Raw genomic sequence first — 24,753 nt, 5'->3', positions numbered from 1 at the left:
ACCCGGGGCGCCGCCGGCCCGGGTGACGCGGCTCGGCGCCGCGATCGGCGGCGGATGTACGGATGAGCGTGATGACTCACAGGCATATTGATGCCGCAGAGTCATCACGCTCGTCACGGCGCTCGCACGTCGGCTCAGTCAGAACTCCTCGTACACCGCCGGGTCCTGGTCCGAGAGCCGCCCGTCCGGGCGGCCCAGCGCGGTGATGGCCTCGACCTGCGCGTCGGTGAGCTTGATGCCGAAGACGTCCAGGTTCTCGACCTGCCGCTGCGGGGAGGCGGCCTTGGGCAGCGGGATCACCTGACGGGCCACGTGCCAGGCGAGGATCGCCTGCGCCGGGCTGACGCCGTGCGCGGTGGCGATCTCCACGACGACGGGATGCTGCTGCAGGTCGTTGCCATGGCCGAGCGGGCTCCAACCCTGCACCAGGATGCCGTGCTCCCGGTGGTAGTCGATCGCTTCCTGCTGCGGAAAGTACGGGTGTACCTCGATCTGGTTGACCACCGGGGCGACCCCGGTCTCGGCCACCAGCCGCTCGATGTGCTCGGGCAGGAAGTTGGAGAGCCCGATGTGCCGCACCAGGCCACGTTCACGCGCCTCGATCAGCGCCCGCCACGCCTGCACGTACAGGTCGACCTTCGGGTTCGGCCAGTGGATCAGGTACAGGTCGACCCGGTCGAGACCGGTGCGGAACACACTCTCCTCGATGGTGGTCAGCGCCTCGTCGTAGCGGTGGTGCCGCCCTGGCAGCTTCGAGGTGACGATCAGCTCGTCCCGCACGTCACCGGCCGACCGGGCGGCCCGGCCGACCGCGCCCTCGTTCTCGTAGTTCACCGCCGAGTCGATCAACCGATAGCCCGCCCGGATCGCCTGACCGATCGCGTCGACACCCGCCGAGCCGTTCAGCCGGTACGTGCCGAGCCCGATCGCCGGCAGAGTGGTGCCGTCGGCTGCCGCAAGATGGGGAATCGTCATGGTTGATCTGCCTTTCGTCGACCGTGACTGACCCTACCCGCACGGTTTGCGCTGCCGAGACCAACCGGTTGATCAGCTCAGGTCGGCGTCGGTTGCCGCCTCGTAGACCGTCTCGACCGACCGGATCACCTTGACCATCGAGGCGAGGTACTCCCGCGTCTCGGGATCGGTGGAGTAGACGATCGTGCCCTTCATCCCGCGGGTCAGTAGGACCTTGTAGGTGTTGCGGATCAGCAGGTCCGCTTCGGCATCGCTGACCGCCTTGCTGCTGCGGAACGCCGGATCCTTCGACTCCTCGCGTCGCGTGACCAGCCGGCCGTCCCGAGCAACCAGGTCCGGCCCGACGATGACGCCTGACCAGTCGTACTCGAAGCCTTGCGCCGTGTAGACGCAGCCCACCTGGCTGAAACCGTTCGGGTCGGTGGCCCAGAACGCGCTACCTGGTGCCTCGCCGACGCTACGGTCACTCTTGACGTTCCAGGGTCGCGACCATCCGCCTACCTCCACGTCCGGCACCAGGCTGTCATCCGATCGCGGATCGCTCCACGGCCAGCAGTACCCGGCGGACATCCTGGCGGTCACGCCGGGCGCCTGCTTGCTCGCGAGGAAGGCCTCCATCTCCTCTGGCGACTCGGCGAGACGTAGGTCGACCTTGCCGTCACCGGTCCAGACCGACGGCTCGCCACCATCCAGACCGAGCAGGTCAACGACCCATCCCTCGTAGGTTTCGCTGCCGCCGCAGCGGAACTGGCCGTGCAAGGACACGATCTCGACGTCGAGCTTGAGTTGCTTCGCGTACGACGAGATGACCTCGACGTTGCCCAACTCGCCCGGCTTCACCACCTGGTGCTCGTCGAGCAGGAAGACGGGCACCCGGGCCGCGGCGATGAGTTCGTCGATCTGCGAGCGAGCCTCCTCCCGTCGAGCTTTCGGCGTGAAGCGGTTGACGGAGGTCTCCCGGATGCGATGCGCCTCGTCGCAGATCAGGACGTCCAGACCGTTGCGTTCGGCGGACATGAAGCTGTTGAAGTAGCCGAACAGATTCTTCAGCCGGGTCGAGCCCTTACCGGCATACCGCCGCAAGGTCTGGGTGAACGACCGCGAGCCCGTGGCGTGCATGACGGAGCGGTTCTGGCGTGCCAACTCGCCCAGCACGGATAGGGCGATCACGCTCTTTCCGCTGCCCGGTCCGCCCGAGACGACCACGACGGACTTACGGTCCGCCGACCGTGCCTTCTCCACGGCGTGCATCACCAACTCGTACGCCACGCGCTGCTCATCCAGCAGCGTGAAGCGCGATCGATTCTTCAGCTCCTGGGCGGCGTACCGCAGCAGGTGCCTACTGGGTCGAACCGAGCTGGTCAGGAAACGGTCAGCCGCGCCAGCGCCAGAGGCCGGGGCAAGGTGAGTACGTAGGTAATCGAGGAACTGGCCCCGCCGTTGCTTGGTGAAGATTCGGCTCTGCTCGGTCGCCTGGCGATCGAACAGATCACGGATGTCGCGGTCGGTCGCGTTGTGCAGGTACGCCGCCCCACGGACCGGATTCCCTTGCTCGGCGAGGATGCCGAGAAAGTCCGTCAGGTACTCGCAGTAAAGCTCGACCTGGACGCCAGGGTGAAGCCGTGGGCCACGCGTGTGCTCGACCGCCACGAGGGTGTCAGAACCCTCATGGGACTCGGCGTAGGACCACTGCTTCAACTCGACGACGATGTAGGAGTCGTCGGACGTGCCGGGGTCCACACCGGCAAGCACCACGTCCACCCGCTTGCTGGTCAGCGGTAACTGGTACTCGACCAGCATCTCCACCTGGCCCAGGCCCGCGTCGGTGAGATCCTGCCCCAGCACCGCCAGGCTGTGCGACCAGGAACGACGTTCTGCCGGGCTCACGTTGCGACCAATCTGCTCCACGATCCGGTCTGCGAGCATGCCGGTGCCACTCAGGCGCAGCAGACCATCGGCGGAAATGCGGAATGCTGACAACACTTGCCCCCGGGCAGCACGAAGTGATCGTGCGCATGGGGGGCGTGTCCGGCAACCGCCGAAAGCCCGTCGTGACGCGCTTCTACGTGATGGACTGTAGCGAAGAGATCAACTAAGCGCCATGTCGATCCTGCCTGCGGTTACCGCTTCGCCGCCGAACCGCGAGCCTGCTCAATTGGGTAGCGGCGAGCCGAATCCTCGAGCTTGGTCAGAGCCGTCTCCACCAGGTCGATGCCGAGCACGTCGGCGAGTCGAGTCAGATAGATCATGACGTCGCCGATCTCGGCCCTCACCCGACTACCCGCGTCCGGGTCAGCCATGACCGCCGCAGACTGCTCCGGCGTGAGCCACTGGAACTCGGCAATCAGCTCACCGACTTCGCCAGCGAGCGCCATGGCCAGGTTCTTGGGCGTGTGGAACTGTTGCCAGTCCCGTTCCTCCGCGAATGCCCGTACGCGGCCCGTCAGGTCGTCCATGGCGTGAAGCATGGCAGACCCGCGTACCAGTGCCTGGCGTCGACGGCGGTCCGATGGCTTGTCGCGATCGAGCGCCCCGGCCAGCGATTTGCTGTAGACGACGGACGGCTCGACGCCCTCCGGTACTGACGCACCGCACGAGACCGGCGCTCGGACTACTGGAATAGTCTCAAGCATCAATTTCGTGCGGATGCGCCAGTTCGGCGCGGCAATCCCAGAATGCTGAGAGAATCGCCGTACGGAAGGAATTGCTAGGTACCGTCGTCGGTCACAACGAGACGATGACCGGCTGGATCTGGACGTTCTTGGTCAGTTGCTGCGGCGAGGGAACGGGTGTGCTGACCTTGACAGACGTGTTGTAGCCGTAGATGACGACCCCATCGAGGTGGTTCGCGCCCGGCCAGTTCGCCTCCAGGCGGACCGCCATCTGAGTAGGGAAGTTGGTCACCTCTTCGGCGCACGACCGGATCAGGACGACGCTCGGGGTGGCGGTCAGGTGGGTGGCGAGCATTCTGGCCAGCTTCTTGTAGGTCCAGCCCCAGTCCTTGGCGCCGGCTTCGGCGTCGCCGATTTCCTCGTCGTTGCCGTGCGCGCGGATGCACAGCGGCTCACCAGCCTGCACCCCGGCCAGGTAGGTGGCCAACTGCCGATCCGCCTCGGCCTGAGTGAGGCCGGCGTCGATGGGCAGGAGAGCGCCCCAGGCAGCCGCTCCCGAATCTGGCCCTGCAGATTGGCCTCGCGTATTCGGATCCTGAGTCGCCACTATGAACATGACATTCTCCTTCGGGTAGCCGCGTTTTATAAGAACCCGCCGAAGGCAGATTAGCGCGGTGGTCGAAGAATGGCCCTGTCAGCTATCCGGCTCAGATGGACGCTGTCGGTGGTCGGACAACTGTTGACGGCAGTTAAAGGGGCAGGCCTGATTGATGTAGGTCATCGACGTGCAATTCCCGGAGGCGCAATTGGCGTCCGACCGACGTCGACTGACACCACGCCCACTGCCTGGGGCGGGCCCGCGGTGCTCCTGCCGAAGTCGCAGCACGTGCAGTTTCACCGCGCTGTCGCCGCTCTCAACTCTCAGACGTCGGGGTAGTTGCCAGGGGGCCGCGTCGTGCATACACGCCGTGGGCACGACGCCGAACTAGCTGCCGCGTCCCTCGCGTTTGGCAGTGGTGAGGAAGTCGGTCCATGCCCGGGCGGTGAAGGTGAGGAGCGGTCCCGTGGAATCCTTCGAGTCGCGGACGGCGACGACCTCGGCGAGGTTCGTGGCGACCTCGACGCAGTTGCCGCCGTTGTCACCGCTGCGGGTGCTCTTACGCCAGATGGCGCCGGTCAGATCAGTCATGCCGCATCTCCTCGATGATCCTCTTGATCATGTCTCTTGATTCTGCCGCGCCGAGCGCGAGGGCCGTCAGTCCTCTCCAGGTGTCCTCGTAGGCCATCAGCTCCTCCGGCTTATCCAGGTAGAGCGCCCCGGTCAGCGACTCGCTGTAAACCACTGAGGGCTCCGGCGCAGTCCGACCCCCGTTAGTTGTCGGGAACTCGAGGATCACAAACGAGCCAGCGACCGCTCCAGGATGCGGCCCGGCAGCGAGCGGCACCACTTGCACTGAGATGTTCGGCTGCTCGGAGACTTTGAGCAGATGTTTGAGCTGGTCGGACATTACGCCGTGGCTGCCGACCACTCGACGGAGTGCCGCCTCGGAGAGCACTGCGTCCAAGCGTGGGGGCTTTGGCAGTCGACGCCTAAGCAACGCCTGTCGTTGTAGCCGCACCTCGACTGCTTGCTCACGCTCCTCGGGGCTCAGCCGACTCCCAGGCTGAAAGAGTCCAAGGGCGTAGGAGCGCGTCTGCAACAACCCAGGAATCAGCGTCTCGCCGTACTCCCGCAGTCGAGCCGCGGCGGATTCCAGGCCCACGTACAGCTCGAACCAGCTCGGCACCGCATCGCCGTACGCGTGCCACCAGCCCTTCGATTTGGTCTCCGCGGCCAGACCGCGCATCGCCTCGGTCATCTCGGGCGACACCCCGTACAGCTCGCACATCGCCTTGACGTCGAGGACACGGACCGAGCCCTGGCCGCATTCGAGGCGCCAGATCTTCTGCCGGCTGTATTCGAGGGCTTCGGCGGCGGCGTCGAGCGTTACCCCGGCCTCGTTGCGGAACTGTCGCAGCAGCCGGCCGAGCTGCCGACGCGGCACGGTCGATCCGATGTCTTCGGGCATCCCGCACACTCCCTGGTTCCGTCACGCAACACTGCGTGACCTGCTCCTGCAACTCCTACGGGTTTCAGCAAAGAAAGTCAATGCACAACAGCGAAATCGCGGCTTGGAACGTTGCGTTTCCACTGCGGACTGTCGCAGGCTGGTCACAGCACGGTGGCTGGCCGGTCCCCCGAACGGCCGCCGTGTTCCCCGAACACCCCTCGCCCCTCCGCATCAGGAAGGCAGGCAGACATGAACGCCAAGAACCAGCGACCAGGGACGGCGAGCGGTGGCGCTACCTACCGCTCCGCTGCGTACACAAGTCTGCTGCCGTGGCAGGTGCGTGAGCGTCGCTTCGCGCCAGTCGGGTTCGGACGTCGCGGTTTGAACCCCGACGACGTGTACGCCTTCCTCGACCGGGTCGCCGTCGACATGGCCGCCGTCTACGCCGCTCTCGCCGAGAGCCGCCGCGAGACCGCCCGGATCAAAGCCGGACTGCGTCGCTGGCAGAGCGACCACGCCGGCACCCGCAACGAGCGGGGCCACACCCGATGAGCCAGCGGTACGTCATCCACCTGCCCGTCGTCGCCACCGACCTGCCCGCCGCACAGCGCCTGGCCCGGGTCATCGGCCGGTGGATGCTGGTGCTGCCGACGACGGACCCGGGGGAGACCACCGTCTCCGAAGAGGACCATCAGCTCGTCCGGCACCGGGTCTTCTGCGACCTGCGGATGCCAGGCGGCCGGCGCTGCCTGCTCCGCGACGGCCACGACGGCCCCTGCTCCCGCCGCCTGCGCCGGTGACCGAACCAGGGCTCGAACAATTCAGCAGAGCCGACTTCGGCGCGCTCAGGAAGTGCAATCCCGCTGGTGACGACATAGATAGGCCAAGGCGGCCATGGCCCGGAACCCGTTCCTGATCGAGTCCGCGCAGGAGCGCGCACTCGACGTGTTCCGCCATTACAAGAGCTACCGGGGGTAGACGTGCTGTACCAGATTCACTTTGAGAAAGAGTTGCCCGCGGCCGCGCTGCGCCGGCGCCTGCAGCAGGATCACGGCATCGCCCCCGACGCCGTGTACGTCGGTCGGATCGAGGACCGGGCGGCGGACGATCCACGTCCAATAGCCATGTTCACCCCGCCCGACGAGGATGAGGGATTCGGCTGGATTCTCACCGGTGACACCGAACTCGCCGACGCCACCGGGCGGAACGAGCGGGATCTCGCCGTCAGCCTGGCGCGTACCTTCGGGGTGCGGGCCCTGGTCGACGACGGCAGCATCTACCCCGACCGGTGGCTGCTGGTCAGTGCCGACGGGAGCAGCGGACGAGTCATGACCGACGACGACGCCGCTGCCGACGGAGACCTCCGAGTCGTGCACGCCCTCGAGCCGATCTCGGGTGAACCGCAGCTCGCTGTGGTGCCACCGCCGGAGTGGGCGCGCGCCTAGCAGACCGTCGTACGGCCGGGGCCCTCTCCACCGGTCGGTTGACCGCTAGGCTGGCCCTCCCTGGTCTCCCCACCTGGAGAAACGCCCATGTCGGACAGCGTATTCGCGCAGTTCACCGCCGACGACGACCAGCTCGAAGTTGGGCTGATCGTGCAGCCGGCGATCAACGCCGCCCTGGTGCACAACCGGGTGCCGCTGGTCCGTCACCTCATTCTCGTGAACCGGGGAGCGGTGCCGCTGACCGACGTGACGTTGACGCTGGAACTGCGAGGCCCGGACGGCGCGCTGACCGAGCCGTGGACGCGTACCCTCGCTGCGCCGTTGCGCCCCGGGGCGAGCACGAGCTGGGACGACTTCCGCGACTTCACGCCCGACCAGGTGCTGCTGTACCGCACCGACGAGGCGTTCCCGGTCGACTACACCCTCCGGGTGCAAGCTCAGGAGCAGACCCTGCGGTTGGTCGCCCCGTCACGAGTGCTGGCCCACAACGAGTGGTTCAACAGCCCAGCCCTGTACGACAGCCTGGCCGCCTTCGTACAGCCGAACACCCGGGCGGTGGAGGCGGTCCTGCGGGCCGCCGCCCAGCTGCTGCTGGTGCGGACGGGTTCCGGCTCGTTGCAGGGCTACCAGGAGGGTTCGGAGCGGGCGGCGCTGATCGCCGGCGCCGTGTACGAGGCGCTGCGCCAACTCGAGATCACCTATCAGACCCTGCCGGCGTCGTTCGAGAACACCGGCCAGAAGGTGCGAACGACTGCCGCCGTCCTGGACGGGCGACTGGGCAACTGCCTCGACCTGTCCGTCACGTACGCCGCGTGTCTGGAGGCGGCGGGGCTGCACCCGCTCATCTTCATCAGCGCGGGGCACGCCTTCGGTGGCTTCCTGCTGGAGGAGGAACGGCTGGGGTCGGCCGCGGTGACCGAGACCAACCTGCTGATCTCGATGGTCGACTCGGGCCGGGCCGTGCCGGTCGAGCTGACCCGCATCGGGCCGGGCGCGCAGTCGGCGACCTTCACCGAGGCGGTACGCGTCGGGCTCGGCCACTTCCGCGGCGACGGTGAGCGCATGCAGGGCGTCGTCGACGTCCACCTGGCCCATCGTTCGGGGATCCGCCCGCTGCCGTCAGCCGACGAGCTGGTCGCGCCCGCCGCGGTCGACGCCGAGGCGACGCCGGAGATAACAGCGTCCCTCGACCTTCCGCCCGGCGTCGCCGCCGCGAAGCTGCGCCAGTTCGCCGACGAGGGCGAGGAGGTGCCGCAGCAGTCCGACGGCTCACCGGCGCGCGTCCAGCAGTGGAAGAAGTCGCTGCTCGATCTGAGCCTGCGTAACCCGCTGCTCAACCTGCCCAAGCGTGGCCGTGGCCTGGACCTGCACGTGCCCGCGGGTGCGCTGGCCCTGCTCGACGACCTCATCCACGACGGCCGTCAGGTGCAGGTCATCCCGCAGGACGACATCAGTCACGTCCACGAGCTGGCCGGGGCACGTCGGGCGCAGGACCTCGACGCCGAGATCCTGACCCGGGAGCTGCGTACCGACCGGCGGGTCTACGGCGCGGTCACCGACGCCCGCTACAAGACCGCGATGCGCGCGCTGCAGCGCGAGGCGCGCACGATGGAGCAGGAGACCGGCAGCAACTACCTCTACCTGACCATCGGCACCCTGGTGCACACGAAGGCGACCGGGGGAGAGGCGTACGCGCCGCTGTTCCTCCTACCGGTGCGCATCGAGGGTGGCAGCGGCCGTCGCCCGTACGCGATGGTCATCGACGGCACCGAGGTCGCCAGCCCGAACTACTGCCTGATCGAGTGGTTGCGGGTGAAGCACAGCGTGCGGATCCCGGAGCTGGAGCGACCGGTCCTCGACGAGCACGGCATCGACATCGCCAAGACCCTCGCGGCGATCAACACGGGGTTGCTCGACAACCGGCTCAACTACCGCATCGACGAGACCGCCAGTCTTCGACTGCTGCAGTTCTCCACCTTCCAGATGTGGCGGGACCTCACCGACCACTGGCCCCGGTTCATGGAGAACCCGGTCGTCCGGCACCTGGTCGAGTCCTCCGGTGCCACGTTCGACGATCCCGCCCGCCCGGAGCACGACGTCGAGATCGCCGTCGACGAGGCCGACCTGCACCTGCCCATTCCCGCCGACGGGTCGCAGATGCAGGCCATCGTGCGCGCCGAGCGGGGCCACTCCTTCGTCCTGGAGGGCCCGCCGGGCACCGGCAAGTCCCAGACCATCACCAACATGATCGCCCGGGCGGTCAGCGCGGGCCGGTCGGTACTGTTCGTCGCCGAGAAGCAGGCGGCCCTGGAGGTGGTGAAGCGCCGCCTCAAGCAGATCGGCCTCGGGCCGTTCGCGCTCGACCTGCACGGGCGCAAGCAGTCCCTCAACGCGATCCGCCAGCAGCTGCGCGACGCGCTCGACCAGTACGACCAGGGCGGCGACGGCACCTGGACGGCCGTCGAGACGGCCTACCGGACGCGGCTCGCCCCACTGACGGAGTACCCGGCCCAGGTGCACACCACCAACCCCGTCGGGATGTCGCTCTGGTCGGCCTACGAGCAGACCCTGGCGTACGGGAACGGCCCGGTCGCCCCGATCCCGGTGGCCTACCTGCACGCACCCGCCCCGGCACGCGCGCAGGTCGAGACGACAGTGCGGGAGTTCCCGGCGGCCGCACGATCGGCCCGACTCCGGCCCGCGCATCCGTGGGCGCTCAGCGGCTGCCGCAGCCTCGACGGGCTGCACGGCGCCGCAGTCACCGAGATCGCTGGTGAGCTCGAACGTCTCCGCGCCGACCTCGCCGCGTACCCGCGCCTGGTCGAGTTGCTGCGGACGCTGCCCGCCCCGGAGACCGTGAGCGAGTTGCAGGCGGGCGCCTGGCTCGCCGTACGCGGAATGTTGCCGGACCGGCAGACCACAGTGCACGCCAGCGACCGGCGGTGGGACGAGGCGGTGGCCCGGTTCCAGGCGGACCTGGCGGCCTTCCGGCAGGGATTCGCCGGTGAGCTGGCCACCTTCCGGCCGGACGTGTTCGCTCGACCGGAGTTGACCGCCTGGCACGGTGAGGCCCAGGAGGCGGCGAAGCGGTTGTTCGGCAAGGGCAAGCGCCGCCAGGCCATCGCGGACCGGTTGGCGGTGCATCTGGTCGCCGGTGCCACGCTCGACGTGGCACAGGTGGAGGTGCTCACCGGCCGGTTGGTCGCCGCCCGGGCGCAGGCCGCCGCGCTCCATCAACATCTGCCGGGTCTCGGTGGGCTGCGGCTGTCGCAGTGGTTGCCCACGGACCCGAACGCGCAGGAGCGGCTGACGGAAGCCGTCGAGGCGACCCGGGTTGGCCGGACGCTGCTGAGCCAGCACCCGCAGGCCTGGGAGCTGTTCCAGAGCGGGTTCACCGACGCCGACGCGGCAATGCTCGACCGATTTGCCTCGCGATGGCGGGCCTGGCGCGGAGTGCTGCGCTCCGGTGAGGCCGAGCTGACCCTGTGGGCGGGCGGTTCGCACTGGACCGATGCCTGGCAGCGCGACGGCGCGGCCTGGCTGCACGAGTTGCAGAGCGAGGAGTTGTTCCCACTGCGCCGATGGGCGACCGTCCTGGCCCACGCCGACGTGCTCGCCTCGGCCGGCCTCACCGACTATCGGGACCAGATGCTGCGCGCCGAGGTGCCCGCGCATCTCGCCGAGGAGGTCTACCGCCGGGGTGTCGCGACGGCGTCCCTCGCCGAGCGGGTACGGGCCGGCGGCCTGCAGTACTTCGACCCGGAACTGCACGACGACGAGATCAGCCAGTTCGAGGCAGCCGCCGGCGAGCTGCGGTCCGCGCTGCCGACGCAGCTGCCGTCGGTGCTGGTCCGTCGCCGCCCCTTCAGCCCCGCCGACCGGCGTGGCCGCTTCGCTGACTTCGCGGCGGAGCTGCGCCGTAAGCGGGGCGGGCGGTCCTTCCGGGAGCTGTTCGAGCAGTACCCGGACGCGGTGCTCGCACTGACCCCGTGCGTGCTGGTCAGCCCCGCGTCCGCGGCGAACTTCCTGGCGCCCGGGAGCCAACGTTTCGACCTGGTCATCTTCGACGAGGCCTCGCAGATCCGGGTGGCGGAGGCGATCGGCGCGATGGGCCGGGGCAGCGCCGTGGTGGTCGTCGGCGACTCCCGGCAGATGCCGCCGAGCAGCATCATGCAGGCCAGCCACAGCGTGGACGAGGTCGACGAGGGCAACGGCCCGGTGCCGGAGGACCTGGAAAGCATCCTCAGCGAGGCCGTCGAGTCGGGACTGCCGCAGCGGTGGCTGTCCTGGCACTACCGCAGCCACGACGAGTCCCTCATCGCCTTCTCCAACCGCTACTACTACGACAACAAGCTCTCCAGCCTCCCGTCGCCCGGTGCCGCCAGCTCCGCGGGCGTCAGCTGGCGGCGCGTCGAGGGCCAGTACGACCGGGGCGGGTCCCGCACCAACGAGGTCGAGGCACGGGCGATCCTCGCGGACATCACCCGGCGGTTGCACGACCCGGCGACCGCCACCCAGTCCGTCGGCGTGGTCACCTTCAACATCCAGCAGCGGGACCTGATCCTCAACCTGCTGGAGGAGAGCACCGACCCGATCATCCGTGAGCAGCTCTCCGGTGCGGTCGCGGAGCCGATCTTCGTGAAGAACCTGGAGAACGTGCAGGGCGACGAACGGGACGTCGTCCTGTTCTCCCTGGCCTTCTCCACCAACCTGGAAACAGGTCAGCTCCCGCTGAACTTCGGCCCGCTCAGCCAGGCCGGCGGCGAGCGGCGGCTCAACGTGGCCATCACCCGCGCCCGCCGCCAGGTCGTCCTCTACTCGTCCTTCGACCCGTCCGACATCGACCTCGCCCGTACGTCGGCGCTGGGCACGCAGCACCTGCGGGCGTACTGCGAGATGGCCGCCGCCGGTGCGGACCGTCTGGGCGACCTGGCCACCGACCGCACCGAGCGGCGTAGTCGGATCCGCGACGAGGTGGCCGCGGCGCTGCGCGACCGCGGCCACGAGGTCCGTACCTCGCACGGTCTCTCCGACTTCACGGTGGACATCGCCGTACGCACACCAGGCTCACCACGGTGGCAGGTGGCCGTCATGCTCGACGGCCCGGACTGGAGCGCCCGCCCGACGGTGGCCGACCGGGACTCCGCACCGACGCTTCTCCGCTCAATCATGGGCTGGCCGGAGGTCGTGCGGTTCTGGCTGCCGGCGTGGATCCACGACCGGTCGGCGCTACTCGACCGGGTCGACGAAGCGGTCACCCGAGCTGAGGCCCCCACGACCGCCGAACCCGAATCCGAGTCCGAGTCGTCGGTTGTCGCAGAGAGCGTCGAGCTGCCACAGCCGCGCCCCGCAACGGACGTGGAGCCGCCGCGTCCGACACCGGCCAGCGAGGTGCCACAGCCGCGCCTCGCGCTGGACGAGGAGCCCCTCCGGGGCGGATCGTCAGCACCCGTCACTGCACTCGCCGCCGCGACCACGGCAACCTCGGCCGCCGACACCATCACGGTGAGCCCGTTCGTTCCGTACGTTCCAACCTCACTCGGAGACCAGGCCGACCTCGACCTCCTGGCTTCCGACCGGCGCGTCCGTGATCTGATGCGGAACGCGCTCCGCGAGATCATCGAGGCCGAGGGGCCCATCGAGCAGCACCGGCTGGCACGCCTCGCTCTCGCCCGGTTCGGTTTCCTCCGGACCCGGGAGGACCGGCGCACCGCCGTGCTGTCCCTCGTCGACTCCCGTCGCCTGTTCACGCACCCGACCGTGAGCCGGTACGCCTGGCCCGATGGCGCCGACCCGCAGACGTACCGCGCGTACCGGGTCACCCAGGCGAGCAACGACCGTGCGTTCGAGGAGGTGCCACCCGAGGAGGTGGCGAACGCTTTCGTGCACGTGCTCCAGGGCATGACGAGCATGGACGAGGAACGGCTGCTGCGCGCCGGCCTGGAACGGCTCGGCTACCGCCGCCGCACCGAAAAGATCGACAAGCTACTCCGGTACGGGCTGCACGTCGCCCTGACCAGCGGTCGCCTCCGCTACGACCAGGAGGGCCGCCTGACCAGCGGTTGACGACAGCCAACCTCGCATCGGCAACAGGGCCGAGGTGAGTACCGGGTTGGTCATGGCGGATGACGTCGACCTTGTGCTCGGTCTCCGGAAGTTGTCGCCCGCCAACCGTCACCAGGCTGCTGCGCAGATGGCTGACGATCTCCTGTTGTGCTGCGGGGGGCAAGTCGTCGATCCACAACGATCCGAGGTTGTTGTCGACGATCTCCTGCAGGTGGTTGGCGGTCGGCCGATGGATGCTGGTGCTGCCCATGACCGACCCGGGGGAGACCACCGTCTCCGAGGAGGACCAGCAGTTCCTCCGTCACCGGGTCTTCTGTGAACTGCTGATGCCGGCCGGCCGGCGCTGCCTCCTTCGCGACTGCCACGACGGCGACTGCTTCCGCCGCTGACGTTCCGTTCGGTCTACTACGGTTGCGCTACCGGTAGAGACCGGCGTCATTCGCTCAGCTTGCGAACAGCATTCTCGACGGAAACTCACCGCTCGATCGCCAGGCCTTGACGATCTTTGACGCGATCGCACCCGCAGCTGAGTTGAAATCGCCATCTTCGACACGGGCGTCGAGGGTGTGCGGATCGATTGTGAGGATTCGATCAAACCTGTCATCCAACCCGAACTCGTACCGAACCTCGCCTGCGGCCGCCTCCACGCGCCGCGCGGTCACCATCATCCCCACGTTCTAGCCTCCAATCCCCGAGTAGTCTTCGTATGTCGGCCCGGGTATGAACGTCTCCCAATTGGACACCTGGTTGGCGGCAAGATGTGCTTCCCGGTATGCCGCCTGCGGGTGTGTCCGGTAGTACTGCAGTTCTGCCAACTCGTGCTCCAAGAGTGCGTAATCCTCGGGCAGTGGGCTACCTCGCCGTAAACGCAGCCACGCCTCAGCCATGGGTGGGCTCGGATCGTATCGTTGATGGATGACTCCGCCCGCATAGTCATCCATTGGGTGGGCGTCGAAGAAGACGTGCCGGCGGATCTGCTCAATCTCCTCCTGAGAGAAACCTCGGGAACCGTCCAGGCGGGGCGCGTCTCCGACGTGGCCAGCTATGACGTCGGCGTCGGCCTGCTGGCGGATCGCCTCGTACGCCTCCTCCGCCCAACGGTCCTGCCCGCCGTAGTCTGCAAGGTTACGAGGTCGAGTGGTGTGGCCTCCATGAACGCCGCGAGCCCCATCTGCTGCGTTCCCTGGAGGCCCGCGCGGAGTGTCGCCAAGTCGGCCCAGCGCCTGCTTGAGCCTCTCGATGAGGTCACCGAGCCTGCGCATCTCCGGAATCAGCCGCCGCAAACTCGCCAGCAGCCCTCGCAACAACCGCGCAATCCGCGCCCCCCACGACGCGACAAGGGTCGTGACCTGCTCCACGACCAGCGGCGCGGCCAGTCCACCGGTGATGAGGAGTTCGCCCGCGTACACGATGATGCGGGACACGCAGGTGGCGATGGCGTCGCGGACCAGGAGTCGGACGGCGGCCACCAGGCCGGCGGCGCCTTCGGTGATCGCGGCCATGGTGTCGGCGCCCTGGGCGAGGCCGGTGATGGCCTGTTGCTGTTCATTGGCCCAGCCGCGGTAGGCGGGGCCGGCACTGCCGCCCCAACCTGCGACGTCGGTGCGGACGGCGCGAGCCAGCTCGGCGGCGTCGTCGCGGAGCGACCCGGCGACGTTGCGCCAGGTCTGGGCGTGCGCGGTGATCTGTGCCGGGTCGCCGGCGAGCCAGTCAAGCGCCTCACTGAGCGGCTTGACGTGTTCGATGAGCCAGGCGATGCCGTACTGGAGCAGGGCGCCGACCGGGTCGGAGACGAGGGCGAGGGCGTCCAGGCTGGCGCTCACGACGCCGAGGCTGCCGTCGATCCAACTGCCGTTGCGGACGCCCTGGGCGATGAGTTCGATGTCCTCGCAGATCCACACGCCCGCCCAGGCGCTCGGCGGGGTGTCCGCAGCGGCGGCGACGAGCGGGTTCGACGTCACGAGCGCTGTCGCACCCTGTCGAGTAGCTGTTTGGCGTGGGCGTCGGAGCTTCGGTAGCGGTCGGCTCCGACCCGGAGCTTGCCGGCGGTGTCCCGCACGGATGTGGCGGCGGCTCCGATGCCGTCGACCAGGGTTCGCTGCAGGCCGTCGAGCAACACTGGCATCATCGCGCAGAGTTGTCCGTAGGCGTCGGTGCCCAGCCGGACGTGCTGGCCTGCCTGCTGGGCGGTTTCGAGGCTGGCAGCGCAGCGATCGAGGCGTGCGGCGTGGGCGGTCAGGTCGTCCGGGTCGACCTGGATGCCGTCACCGGCGGGCATCGTTCGGTCCCTGGTCGGGGAGAAGCCGGCTGCGGTACGAGTCGATGATGGCCTGGGCGCTCGCGTCGTCGCCAAATGACTGCGTGGCTGCGTCGCTGACCTGTCGGAGCAGGTCGGCGCGTGCGGCAGTGGTGGTGTCCAGGATCTGCCGGGCGGTATGCGCCGCGGGTTGTTGCCGGATGCGCTCGTCGAGCCGCAGGTCAATCAGCAGGCCGTTCGAGTCGACGGTGACGTCGACAGTCCGGTCCGCGTTGTGGGCGGTGCCGGTCAGATCCCGCATCGTCGCCGACAGTGTCTTGGCTCGTTCCGCCCGCTCGGCGAGCGACGTTTCCCACTCGTCGAGCCGGCGCTCCGCCGCGTCGAGCGCAGCGTCGTCCGCCCACATGTCGACCCTCCCCAGGGGACCACTGCCGGCGGAAACCGGCGACATCACCGGCACGCTACCAACCGGTGGCGCTGCGTGCATGCCCCCTCAGGGTGGTCAACGGGGCCGTCCGCTCCGCGCGATCTTGCACTTGCTGTCGCGACAAATGACGCACAGTCCCGCATCTCGACGACCGAAACTGCAAGATCGGCGCAGCAGGGGGCGGCGTCCGTATCATCTCGGCATGAGGCGGTTCAGTCGGCGGGCGGTGTTGCTGGCCGGCGGGGGGCTGCTCGTTGGCTGTTCGCGGCGGCCTGAGGCGGACCCGGTCCACCTGCGACTGGCGACCGGGCCGGCGGGGGCGGTCTACCGGCGGATCGGTGGGGCGCTGGCCGAGCACATCTCCGAGCAGGTGCCGAATGCCACGGTTACCACCGTGCCGAGCGGTGCGTCCACCGACAACATCCGGATGCTACGGGCGGGCGAGGTGCACCTGGGGCTGACCAGCCTGGACGCGCTGATCACCAGCGACGGTAGTGCGCCCGGAGGGCTGTCGGCGATCTGCCGGCTCTACGACAGTCATCTGCATCTCGTGGTCATGGCCGGTTCGGCGATCGGCGAGTTTCGGGACCTTGAGGGCAAGCGGGTGTCCCTCGGGGCGCACGACTCGGGCACCGAGTTCACGTCGTTGCGGGTCCTGAAGCTCGGCTCGCTAAAAGCCGACGGCTGGAACCTCAGTCAGGCCGGGTCGGCAGGAGCGCTGCGCGACGGCACGATCGACGCGATGTTCTCGCTCACCGGCGTTCCGACGCCCGCGATCACCGAGCTGGCGCAGCGGCACCCGATCCGGTTGATCCCGTTGGATGCGCAGGCGGACGGGCTCCTCACGGCGTACCCCGGTCCCTACGCCCCGGCCATGATCCACGCGGCTGCCTACGCCGGCGTCCCGGCGACCCGCACCGTCGCCGTACCGAACGTGCTGCTGGCGCGCGACGACCTGCCTGACGACCTCGTCTACGCCATCACCGACACGGTCTTCCGGCACACAGGGTCGATCACCTCCGCTGGTCGTGGCGGCGCCGAGGCCCTTCCGGAGGCGTGGCAGATCAACGTGCGTACCGGAATCTCCACCGCGTCGGTCCCGCTCCATCCGGGCGCGGCGGCCTGGTTCCGCGACCGCAAACGCTGACCCCGGGACCACATCAGACCGGCGTGGACGCGGCGGCGACCGGCAACACCACCACCGCGGCGAGCCCGTGCCCGGACCCGTCCGGACGCGGCAGGCCCTCCTCCAGCCGCAGCTCACCCCCGGCCGCCCCGATGAGGTCGGCGCAGATCGCCAGGCCCAGCCCGGTCCCTGGCACGTTCTGGTGCCGAGGTGAGCGCCAGAACCGTTGCAACGCCTGGGCCCGCTCGGACACGTCGATGCCCTGGCCGTCGTCGCGGACGGCGACGGTGACCACCGCGCCAGCGGAAGCCGCCTGTGCGCTCACCTCCACGACCTGCGCGTCGGACAGCCGCAACGCGTTGCTGATCAGCTCGTCCAGGATGCTGCCCAGACCGCCGGGCGGCTCCAGCAACCGCAACCCCGGGGGTACGTCGACAGTCAGGGTCTGCCCGGCCGTGGCGGTCAGGGCCCGCCACCGGTCCACCCGGGTTGCCAGCACCTCGTCGAGGTCCACCGGTGAGGCCGTGCGCAGGCTCTCCATCCGCGCGGTGGCCTGGAGCGAGTTCAGCATCCGCTGCATCGCCTTCAGCTCGTCGACGGCAACGTCGTACGCCTGCTGCCCGTCGCCGTCGGACCGCAGGTGTGGCGCGAGGCTCTCGACGGCGAGCCGGAGGCTGGTCAACGGGTTGCGTAACTGATGTGACGCGTCGGAGACGAACGCGCGCTGTCGCTGGGCGGCGTTCTCGACGGCGTCCATCATGGTGTTGAACGAACGTGCCAGCCGCCGCAGCTCGATGGGGCCGGCCTCGGCGTCGGCGCGGATGGTCAGGTCGCCCTCGGAGATCCGCGAGGTCGCCGCGTCGAGTTTCCGCACCGGCCGCAGCACCCACGCCGACACCGGCCAGGCGACGGCCGTCAGCGCGAGCAACGGCAGCAGCCCGAGCCCGGCCAGCCGGGCCCAGCGTACGAGGATGAGCTCGCGCGTCCGGGACAGGTCGGAGATGGTCACGACGGCGCCGACGACCTCACTGTCCCGGCCGACCGGCTCCGCCACGACGAGTGCGGAGTCGTCCCACGGCGCCCACTCCCAGGACGGTTCGGAGCGCGCGCCGGCAAGCGCCGCGGTGACGATCCGGGGCAACGCCGCCTCGGCGCGCGCTGCCTTCTGGTACGCGTCGGCCGCTCCGAGCAGCACCGCTCCCGACGTGTCGATCAGCGCGACCGGGATGCCGTAGAGCTCGTGGTAGCGCGTCAGCTCCTGCTGTAACGCCTCGGTGCGGCCCGTCGAGAGCGCGGTCTCGGCCAGTGAGGCGAACCGGCCGACGTCGTTGAGACGGTTGACGTACGTCTCCTGCATCTCGCGTTCGGCCACGGTGATGCTGAGCGGCACCCCGAGCGCCGCGACGAGCAGCACCGCGAGGGGGACCAGGACGACGAGCAGCCGGCGGTGCACGCGGTCAGCCGATCAGCTCCGGCTGGTCGGCCAGCAGCCGATAGCCGACGCCGTGGACGGTCCGGATGACCACGTCCGGCCCCAGCTTGTGTCGCAGCGCCGCGATGTGGGTGTCCAGGGTGCGGCTGGACGACTCCCAGGACGCGCCCCAGATCTGGTCGAGGATGACGTCGCGGCTGACCACGTTGGGCGCCCGCCGGGCCAGGAGCAGGAGCAGTTCGAACTCCTTGCGGGTCAACGGCACGAGTGCGCCGTCGACGGTGACCTCGCGGGTGCCGACGCCGATCCGCATCGGCCCGAGGACGAGCCGCTCGTCGGTCTGGCCGAGAGCGCGAGCGGCCCGGGTGCGCCGCAGGACGGCGTCGATCCGGGCGAGCAACTCGGGGATGCCGAACGGTTTGACGATGTAGTCGTCAGCGCCGGCGCGCAGGCCACGGACCCGTTCGTGCTCCTCGGATCGGGCGGTCACCGCGATGACGGCGGTCTGCGGGTGGTCACGTAGCTTGCGGATCACGTCGAGCCCGTCGCCGTCGGGGAGACCCAGGTCGACGAGGACCACGTCGGACGGCGCGGCGCGCTCGGCCTCCGCAGCGGTGGCGACGCGGTGAACCTCGAAGCCCGCCTGGGTCAGGACGGTCACCAGACCCCGCGCCACGCGGTCGTCATCCTCGATGACGGTTATCCGCATACCGGCGAATTGTACGGCCCGGATCGGTGCTCGTGCCGGCCCGGTTCTTGGGATTTTTCTGACACCATCCGGGCCCCGACCAGCCGAGACTAGGGGCCACTAACGCGCCGAAGGATGTCCATGCGTTGATGGGGAGGTCGCCGTATGCGAACGACCAGCAGGTACCGGGCCACCGCGCGGATGATCGCCGCGATCGGTGTCGTCGCGCTCGCCACCGCCTGTTCGGGTAACGGGGGTGCCGCCGGCGGAGGGGACGCCGCGAATTACCCGGACGAGAACATCACGATCGTCGTGCCGTTCAGCGCGGGTGGCCCGACGGACACGGTCACCCGGATGATCGCGGGGCCGATGGCCGCGAAGCTCGGCGGCAAGATCGTCGTCCAGAACGTCGAGGGTGCCGGCGGCACTGTCGGCGCCGGCGATGTCGCGCGGGCCAAGCCGGACGGCTACACGGTGCTCATGCACCACATCGGCATGTCGACGGCGCCCGCCCTCTACAAGAGCCTCGGCTACAAGCCTCTGGAGGACTTCGAGACGGTCGGGCTCGTCACCGAGGTACCGATGACGATCGTCGCTCGCAAGGACTTCGCGCCCGCGACCCTCCAGGACCTGGTGACCCACGTGAAGGCGAACGCCAACAAGGTCACGCTGGCCAACGCCGGTATCGGCGCCGCGTCGCACCTGTGCGGCCTGCTGTTCCAGAGCACCACCGGTGTGAAGCTCCAGGAGGTTCCGTACCAGGGCACCGGTCCCGCGCTGACCGACCTCGTCGGCGGCCAGGTCGACTTCATGTGCGACCAGACGACAAACACCAGCGGCCAGATCGCCGCGGGAAAGGTGAAGGCGTACGCGGTCACCACGCCCGAGCGGGTGAAGAGCCTTCCCGACCTGCCCACCACCACGGAGGCCGGGTTGCCGCAGTTGAAGGTCAGCGTGTGGCACGGTCTCTACGTTCCGGCCGACACGCCGCCGGAGATCGTCCAGAAGCTCTCCGAGGCGTTGAAGGTGGCGCTGGCCGACCAGGGGGTCATCGACCAGATGGCCAAGCTGGGCACCGCGCCGGTTCCGGCTCAGGACGCGACCCCGGACGCGCACCGGGCGAAGCTGGACGAGCAGCTCGCCACCTGGGCGAAGATCATTGCCGACTCCGGGGTGAAGGTCTCCTGAGGTGGAGCGCCGTCGGTCGTTCCCCGACGTCCTCGCCGGGGGGATCTTCGTCCTGATCGGTGGCGCATTCGTGGTGGGGGCGCTCGGCTACGAGCTGGGCACCCCGACACGGATGGGCCCGGGCGCCTTCCCGCTGCTGGTCGGCGCGGCCGTGGTCGCCCTGGGCCTGGCGATCGCCGGCAAGGGCCTCATCGCCGGTGAGGTGATCTCGTTCGGGCCGATCCCGTGGCGGGCGGTCGCCGTCATCGTGCTCGCGGTCCTGTTCTTCGGGTTCACCATCCGGCGACTCGGGTTCGTACCGACGACGGCGGTGACCGCACTGCTCACCACCCTGGCCAGCGCACGCGTACGGCTGCTCACGGCGGTGGCCGTGGCCGCCGGGCTGACCGTGGCCAGCACGCTCATCTTCGTCGTCGGACTTCAGCTGCGGATCCCGCTGTGGGGCCCCTGGCTGGGCCTCTGACGCGGCATCCGGATTGAGGCATGGAACTCCTCGACAACCTCGCGTTGGGCTTCTCGACGGCCCTGCTGGTCCAGAACGTCCTCTACTGCTTCGTGGGAGTGCTGCTCGGGACCGCGGTCGGCGTGCTGCCCGGCATCGGGCCCACGGCCACGGTGGCGATGCTGCTGCCGATCACGTTCAGCTTCGAGCCGGTCACCGCGCTGATCATGCTGGCCGGCATCTACTACGGCGCACAGTACGGCGGCTCGACGACAGCCATCCTGATCAACCTGCCCGGTGAGTCGTCCGCGGCGGTCACCGCGCTGGACGGGCACGAGATGGCCCGCCAGGGCCGGGCCGGCCCCGCCTTGGCCGCCGCGGCGATCGGGTCCTTCGTCGCGGGTACGGTCGCCACCGTGGCGCTGGCCGCCGCGGCCCCGCCCCTGGCCAGTGTCGCGCTGAAGTTCGGCCCGGCCGACTACTTCTCACTCGTGCTGTTCGGCCTGATCGTGTCCATCGCGCTGGCGCGGGGCACGGCGCTCAAGGCACTGGCGATGATCGCGCTCGGCGTGCTGCTCGGCACTGTCGGCCAGGACATCTACACCGGTACGCCCCGCTTCGTGTTCGAGCAGCGCGAGCTGTACGGCGGCATCGACTTCGTGTCGGTCGCCGTGGGCCTGTTCGGGGTGGCCGAGATCCTGCGCAACCTGGAGAACGAACAGACCCGTACGGCGATCGTCAGCAAGGTGACCAACCTCTGGCCCACCCGCGAGGACCGGCGTCGGATCATCGCCCCGATCCTGCGGGGCACCGGTCTCGGCGCCGCGCTCGGTGTCCTGCCCGGCGGAGGCCACGTGCTTGCCTCGTTCACCTCGTACGCGGTCGAGAAGCGCATCTCGAAGCGGCCACAGGAGTTCGGGCGGGGCGCGATCGAGGGTGTCGCCGGCCCCGAGTCGGCGAACAACGCCGCCGCGCAGACGTCGTTCATCCCGCTGCTCACCCTGGGCCTGCCCGCCCACCCGGTGATGGCGCTGATGATCGGCGCGTTCATCGTCCACGGCATCACCCCGGGCCCGAACGTCATCAACGACGAGCCGGCGCTGTTCTGGGGCCTGATCGCGTCGATGTGGATCGGCAACGTGCTCCTGCTGCTGCTGAATTTGCCGCTGATCGGCCTCTGGGTGCGCATGCTGCGCATCCCGTACCAGGTGCTCTTCCCGATGATCATCCTGTTCGCGGCGATCGGCACCTACTCACTGAACTCCAACGCGTACGACGTCTACGCCATCGCGTTCTTCGGAATCCTGGGCTACGTCCTGATCAAATGCGGGTGCGAGCCGGCGCCCCTGCTGCTCGGCTTCGTCCTCGGCCCGCTGCTGGAGGAGAACCTGCGCCGGGCGCTCATCATCTCCCGCGGCGACCCGTCGGTCTTCGTGACCCGGCCGATCTCCGCCGCGCTGCTGGTCCTGGCGCTCGTCGCGCTCGTTGTCGCCGTCCTGCCGACGATCCGCCAGCGCCGCGCTGTCGTCTTCGCGGAGGAGGAGTAGCAATCCGAACCACGTGACGGTCAGGTCGACGAAGATTGTTCCCGTGACGAGCGACAACACGCCCCGGGGCTGGACCAGCCGGACCGTCTGGGACAGGCGGTTCAACGCCCCGCTGCGCTCGTTCCTGCGTACCGAGACCGGCGGCGCGCGGGTGGTGGTGATCGCCGCGGTGGCGGCTCTCGTCTGGGCGAACCTCAGCGCATCGTCGTACGAGTCGGTCTGGAACACCTCCTTGTCGGTCCGGCTCGGCGACTGGCAGGTGGCGCATGACGTGCGTACCTGGATCAACAGCGGCCTGATGACGTTCTTCTTCCTGGTCGCGGGGTTGGAGTTGCGCCGCGAGTTCGACATCGGTGAGTTGCGGGAGCGGCGTCGCCTGGCGTTGCCGCTGCTGGCCGGGGTCGGCGGCATGCTCGTGCCGATCGCGATCTACCTCGCCATCAACGCCGGGCACACCACCGCGGCGGGGTGGGGTGCGGTGATGGCCACCGACACGGCGCTCGCGCTCGGCGCGCTGGCCGTCTTCGGGCCACGCTTCTCGGAACGGCTGCGGGGTTTCCTGCTGACCGTCGCCGTCGTCGACGATGTGGTGGCGATCGCGGTGCTGGCCATCGCGTACCCGCACCACCCCTCACCGACGGCGCTGCTCGTCGCGGCGGCGATCTTCGGCGTCGTACTGCTCGTCCGGGGCTGCGGGGTTCGGTTCGGCCCGGTCTTCGCGCTGCTCGGGGTGGCGGCCTGGCTCGCCGTCTCGATGTCCGGTGTCGACCCGGTCGCCGTGGGTCTGGTGATGGGGTTGCTGACCTACGCCTACGCTCCCGACCGAGGTGACCTGCAGCGGGCCAGCGACCAGTTCCGCCTCTTCCGGGAACAACCCACCCCGCAACTCGCCCGGATGGCCCACGCCGGGCTCACCGCGGCGCTGTCGCCCAACGAACGGTTGCAGACGCTCTACCACCCGTTGGCGAGCTACGTGGTGGTGCCACTGTTCGCGTTGGCCAACGTCGGCATCGTGATCGACGGCGACCTGCTGGCCAGGGCCGTGACCTCCCCGGTCACGCTGGGGGTCGTGGTCGCGTACGTCGTCGGCAAGCCGGCCGGGATCGTGGTCACCGCGTGGCTGCTGACCCGGCTCAGCGGCAACCGGTTCCGGCCACCCGTCGGTTGGGTTGCCGTCGCGGGGGTCGGCACGATCTCCGGCATCGGCTTCACCGTCGCGCTCCTGATCGCCACCCATGCCCTGAGCGGCCCGGCCCTGGACGAGGCGAAGTTCGGCATCCTCGTGGCGACGCTCGGCGCGTCCCTCGTCACCTGGATCGTGTTCCGCTCCGTCGGACGGCTCTCGCCGGCGCGGCGGACCCGCGCGCTGCTGGGCGTCACCGAGGGGATCGTCGACCTGATGCTGCCGGTCGACGCGGATCGCGATCACATGCGGGGGTCGCTCGAGGCGCCGGTGACGGTGGTGGAGTACGGCGACTTCGAGTGCCCCTACTGCGGGCAGGCCGAGCCGGTGGTCCGAGAGCTGCTGGCGGACTTCGCCAACATCCGGTACGTCTGGCGGCACCTGCCGCTCACCGACGTCCACCCGCATGCCCAACTCGCCGCCGAGGCCGCCGAGGCGGCGGGGGAGCAGGGCGCGTTCTGGGAGATGCACGACCTGCTGCTCGCCCACCAGGACGCTCTCAACCCTACTGACGTGCTCGGTTACGCCGAACAGCTCGGCCTGGACCTGGACGGGTTCCGGGAGCACATGGTGAAGCGGATGGGCGTGGACCGGATCGCCGAGGACGTCGACTCGGCCGACCTCAGCGGCGTCACCGGCACCCCGACCTTCTTCATCAACGGCCGGCGACACCACGGCGCGTACGACATCGCCGCGCTTTCGGCGGCGGTGAAGTCGGCGTTCGCGAGCGCGAAGCTCCGCCCCGAGTACCACCCTCGGGATCCCGAGCGCCGCGAGACCGGCCCGGCGAGCTGACCGCGCGGTCCGTGCGGCCGTCACCGGGCCAGGTGGTCCACCAGCGCCGCGGTCGCTTCCCGGCCGTCGGCGGTGCCGCCACGATCACGGGTACGGCTGGACGCCTCGTCGACCTTCCGGCAGTCGCTGCGTCAACGGGGTCTGCCGCCGTGTGACCTCCGATCCGCGGCCAGGTGCTCGGTGGACTGCGGCGTCCAGCCCTCGTCGGCGCCCGCCGCGTCGGGATGGGGAGGTGTTGGTCGGCGCCTTTGGAGCTGAATCGTTTGCGACATCATCGAGCAGGCGGCGCCTCGGGCTGAGGCTTCGGGCTGGAGCTCTTCGGCCCGAGGGCCGAGGGCCGAGAGCTGAGTGCCGAGGGCCGAGAGCTGAGGGCCGAGGGCTGCGGCGTCCAGCCCTCGTCGGCGGCCTCCGCGTCGGGGTGGGGAGGTGTTGGTCGGCGCCTTTGGAGCTGAATCGTTTGCGACATCATCGAGCAGGCGGCGCCTCCGGCTGAGGCTTCGAGCTGGAGATCTTCGGCCC

General features: G+C 69.2%; 22 protein-coding genes. 10 read left to right on the top strand and 12 right to left on the bottom strand.

The window, feature by feature from the left end; all coding sequences use genetic code 11:
- Positions 1 to 138 precede the first annotated feature (138 nt).
- The 6 genes from DLJ58_RS32670 to DLJ58_RS32645 all read right to left on the bottom strand — a co-directional run bounded on the left by DLJ58_RS32670 (position 139) and on the right by DLJ58_RS32645 (position 5,656).
- The gene (locus tag DLJ58_RS32670; RefSeq protein ID WP_124862699.1) at positions 139 to 975 is read right to left on the bottom strand and encodes an aldo/keto reductase; all 837 of its coding nucleotides are present in this window, start codon (positions 973 to 975) and stop codon (positions 139 to 141) included.
- Between the two features lie 72 nt (positions 976 to 1,047).
- Complete coding sequence (locus tag DLJ58_RS32665; RefSeq protein WP_124862696.1) at positions 1,048 to 2,955, bottom strand: DUF2075 domain-containing protein; 1,908 nt, start codon at positions 2,953 to 2,955, stop codon at positions 1,048 to 1,050.
- A 140-nt stretch (positions 2,956 to 3,095) separates the two neighbouring features.
- The gene (locus tag DLJ58_RS32660) at positions 3,096 to 3,431 is read right to left on the bottom strand and encodes a nucleotide pyrophosphohydrolase (RefSeq protein WP_124862693.1); all 336 of its coding nucleotides are present in this window, start codon (positions 3,429 to 3,431) and stop codon (positions 3,096 to 3,098) included.
- A 268-nt stretch (positions 3,432 to 3,699) separates the two neighbouring features.
- On the bottom strand, positions 3,700 to 4,203 hold the full coding sequence (locus DLJ58_RS32655) for a hypothetical protein (RefSeq protein ID WP_124862690.1): 504 nt from the start codon (positions 4,201 to 4,203) through the stop codon (positions 3,700 to 3,702).
- Positions 4,204 to 4,572: 369 nt separating this feature from the next.
- Positions 4,573 to 4,776 (bottom strand): DUF397 domain-containing protein, encoded by a 204-nt coding sequence (locus DLJ58_RS32650; protein WP_124862687.1) that lies wholly within the window; start codon positions 4,774 to 4,776, stop codon positions 4,573 to 4,575.
- Positions 4,769 to 5,656 carry a helix-turn-helix domain-containing protein gene (locus DLJ58_RS32645; RefSeq protein WP_124862684.1) on the bottom strand — a complete coding sequence of 296 codons (888 nt, stop codon included), beginning with the start codon at positions 5,654 to 5,656 and terminating at the stop codon, positions 4,769 to 4,771. The genes DLJ58_RS32650 and DLJ58_RS32645 overlap by 8 nt, the downstream gene beginning before the upstream one ends.
- A 231-nt stretch (positions 5,657 to 5,887) precedes the next feature.
- Between DLJ58_RS32645 and DLJ58_RS32640 the strand changes: the two genes are divergently transcribed.
- From DLJ58_RS32640 to DLJ58_RS32620, 5 genes are all read left to right on the top strand, one after another.
- Positions 5,888 to 6,190, top strand: a complete 303-nt coding sequence (locus tag DLJ58_RS32640; protein ID WP_124862681.1) for a DivIVA domain-containing protein — start codon at positions 5,888 to 5,890, stop codon at positions 6,188 to 6,190.
- Complete coding sequence (locus DLJ58_RS32635; protein ID WP_124862678.1) at positions 6,187 to 6,438, top strand: hypothetical protein; 252 nt, start codon at positions 6,187 to 6,189, stop codon at positions 6,436 to 6,438. The genes DLJ58_RS32640 and DLJ58_RS32635 overlap by 4 nt, the downstream gene beginning before the upstream one ends.
- Positions 6,439 to 6,618: 180 nt before the next feature.
- On the top strand, positions 6,619 to 7,083 hold the full coding sequence (locus DLJ58_RS32630) for a hypothetical protein (RefSeq protein WP_244219227.1): 465 nt from the start codon (positions 6,619 to 6,621) through the stop codon (positions 7,081 to 7,083).
- An 87-nt stretch (positions 7,084 to 7,170) separates the two neighbouring features.
- Entirely contained in the window at positions 7,171 to 13,149 is a 5,979-nt protein-coding gene (locus tag DLJ58_RS32625) for a DUF4011 domain-containing protein (protein ID WP_124862675.1), read from the top strand.
- Positions 13,150 to 13,382: 233 nt separating this feature from the next.
- Positions 13,383 to 13,538 carry a hypothetical protein gene (locus tag DLJ58_RS32620; RefSeq protein ID WP_425271364.1) on the top strand — a complete coding sequence of 52 codons (156 nt, stop codon included), beginning with the start codon at positions 13,383 to 13,385 and terminating at the stop codon, positions 13,536 to 13,538.
- Between the two features lie 54 nt (positions 13,539 to 13,592).
- On the opposite strand, the gene DLJ58_RS32615 is transcribed toward DLJ58_RS32620, so the two are convergent.
- The 4 genes from DLJ58_RS32615 to DLJ58_RS32600 are packed head-to-tail and all read right to left on the bottom strand — an operon-like array spanning position 13,593 to position 15,812.
- Positions 13,593 to 13,817 (bottom strand): hypothetical protein, encoded by a 225-nt coding sequence (locus DLJ58_RS32615; protein WP_244219226.1) that lies wholly within the window; start codon positions 13,815 to 13,817, stop codon positions 13,593 to 13,595.
- A 9-nt stretch (positions 13,818 to 13,826) separates the two neighbouring features.
- A complete protein-coding gene (locus DLJ58_RS32610) occupies positions 13,827 to 15,050 on the bottom strand; it encodes a WXG100 family type VII secretion target (RefSeq protein ID WP_244219225.1) in 1,224 nt (407 codons plus the stop codon).
- Between the two features lie 56 nt (positions 15,051 to 15,106).
- Positions 15,107 to 15,427 (bottom strand): type VII secretion target, encoded by a 321-nt coding sequence (locus DLJ58_RS32605; RefSeq protein WP_124862666.1) that lies wholly within the window; start codon positions 15,425 to 15,427, stop codon positions 15,107 to 15,109.
- Positions 15,414 to 15,812: a YbaB/EbfC family DNA-binding protein gene (locus DLJ58_RS32600; RefSeq protein WP_124862663.1), complete on the bottom strand. Its 399-nt coding sequence runs from the start codon at positions 15,810 to 15,812 to the stop codon at positions 15,414 to 15,416. Before DLJ58_RS32600 ends, DLJ58_RS32605 begins: the two co-directional genes overlap by 14 nt.
- Before the next feature lie 223 nt (positions 15,813 to 16,035).
- Here DLJ58_RS32600 and DLJ58_RS32595 point away from each other — a divergent pair, with 223 nt between their 5' ends.
- Entirely contained in the window at positions 16,036 to 16,980 is a 945-nt protein-coding gene (locus tag DLJ58_RS32595; RefSeq protein WP_124862660.1) for a TAXI family TRAP transporter solute-binding subunit, read from the top strand.
- A 13-nt stretch (positions 16,981 to 16,993) separates the two neighbouring features.
- Here DLJ58_RS32595 and DLJ58_RS32590 read toward each other — a convergent pair whose 3' ends face one another.
- Positions 16,994 to 18,412: a sensor histidine kinase gene (locus tag DLJ58_RS32590; protein WP_124862657.1), complete on the bottom strand. Its 1,419-nt coding sequence runs from the start codon at positions 18,410 to 18,412 to the stop codon at positions 16,994 to 16,996.
- Positions 18,413 to 18,416: 4 nt separating this feature from the next.
- Positions 18,417 to 19,100 carry a response regulator transcription factor gene (locus tag DLJ58_RS32585; protein WP_124862654.1) on the bottom strand — a complete coding sequence of 228 codons (684 nt, stop codon included), beginning with the start codon at positions 19,098 to 19,100 and terminating at the stop codon, positions 18,417 to 18,419.
- Positions 19,101 to 19,244: 144 nt separating this feature from the next.
- Between DLJ58_RS32585 and DLJ58_RS32580 the strand changes: the two genes are divergently transcribed.
- The 4 genes from DLJ58_RS32580 to DLJ58_RS32565 are packed head-to-tail and all read left to right on the top strand — an operon-like array spanning position 19,245 to position 24,234.
- Positions 19,245 to 20,267, top strand: a complete 1,023-nt coding sequence (locus DLJ58_RS32580) for a tripartite tricarboxylate transporter substrate-binding protein (protein WP_208741465.1) — start codon at positions 19,245 to 19,247, stop codon at positions 20,265 to 20,267.
- A gap of 1 nt (position 20,268) precedes the next feature.
- Positions 20,269 to 20,730 carry a tripartite tricarboxylate transporter TctB family protein gene (locus DLJ58_RS32575; protein ID WP_112679933.1) on the top strand — a complete coding sequence of 154 codons (462 nt, stop codon included), beginning with the start codon at positions 20,269 to 20,271 and terminating at the stop codon, positions 20,728 to 20,730.
- Positions 20,731 to 20,750: 20 nt separating this feature from the next.
- On the top strand, positions 20,751 to 22,256 hold the full coding sequence (locus DLJ58_RS32570) for a tripartite tricarboxylate transporter permease (protein WP_124862651.1): 1,506 nt from the start codon (positions 20,751 to 20,753) through the stop codon (positions 22,254 to 22,256).
- Positions 22,257 to 22,299: 43 nt separating this feature from the next.
- Positions 22,300 to 24,234 (top strand): Na+/H+ antiporter NhaA, encoded by a 1,935-nt coding sequence (locus DLJ58_RS32565; protein WP_124862648.1) that lies wholly within the window; start codon positions 22,300 to 22,302, stop codon positions 24,232 to 24,234.
- Positions 24,235 to 24,753 lie beyond the last annotated feature (519 nt).

It is taken from the genome of Micromonospora arida (assembly GCF_003857035.1).
Lineage (GTDB): Bacteria > Actinomycetota > Actinomycetes > Mycobacteriales > Micromonosporaceae > Micromonospora > Micromonospora arida.
This window is presented reverse-complemented; position numbering and strand designations above follow the sequence as displayed.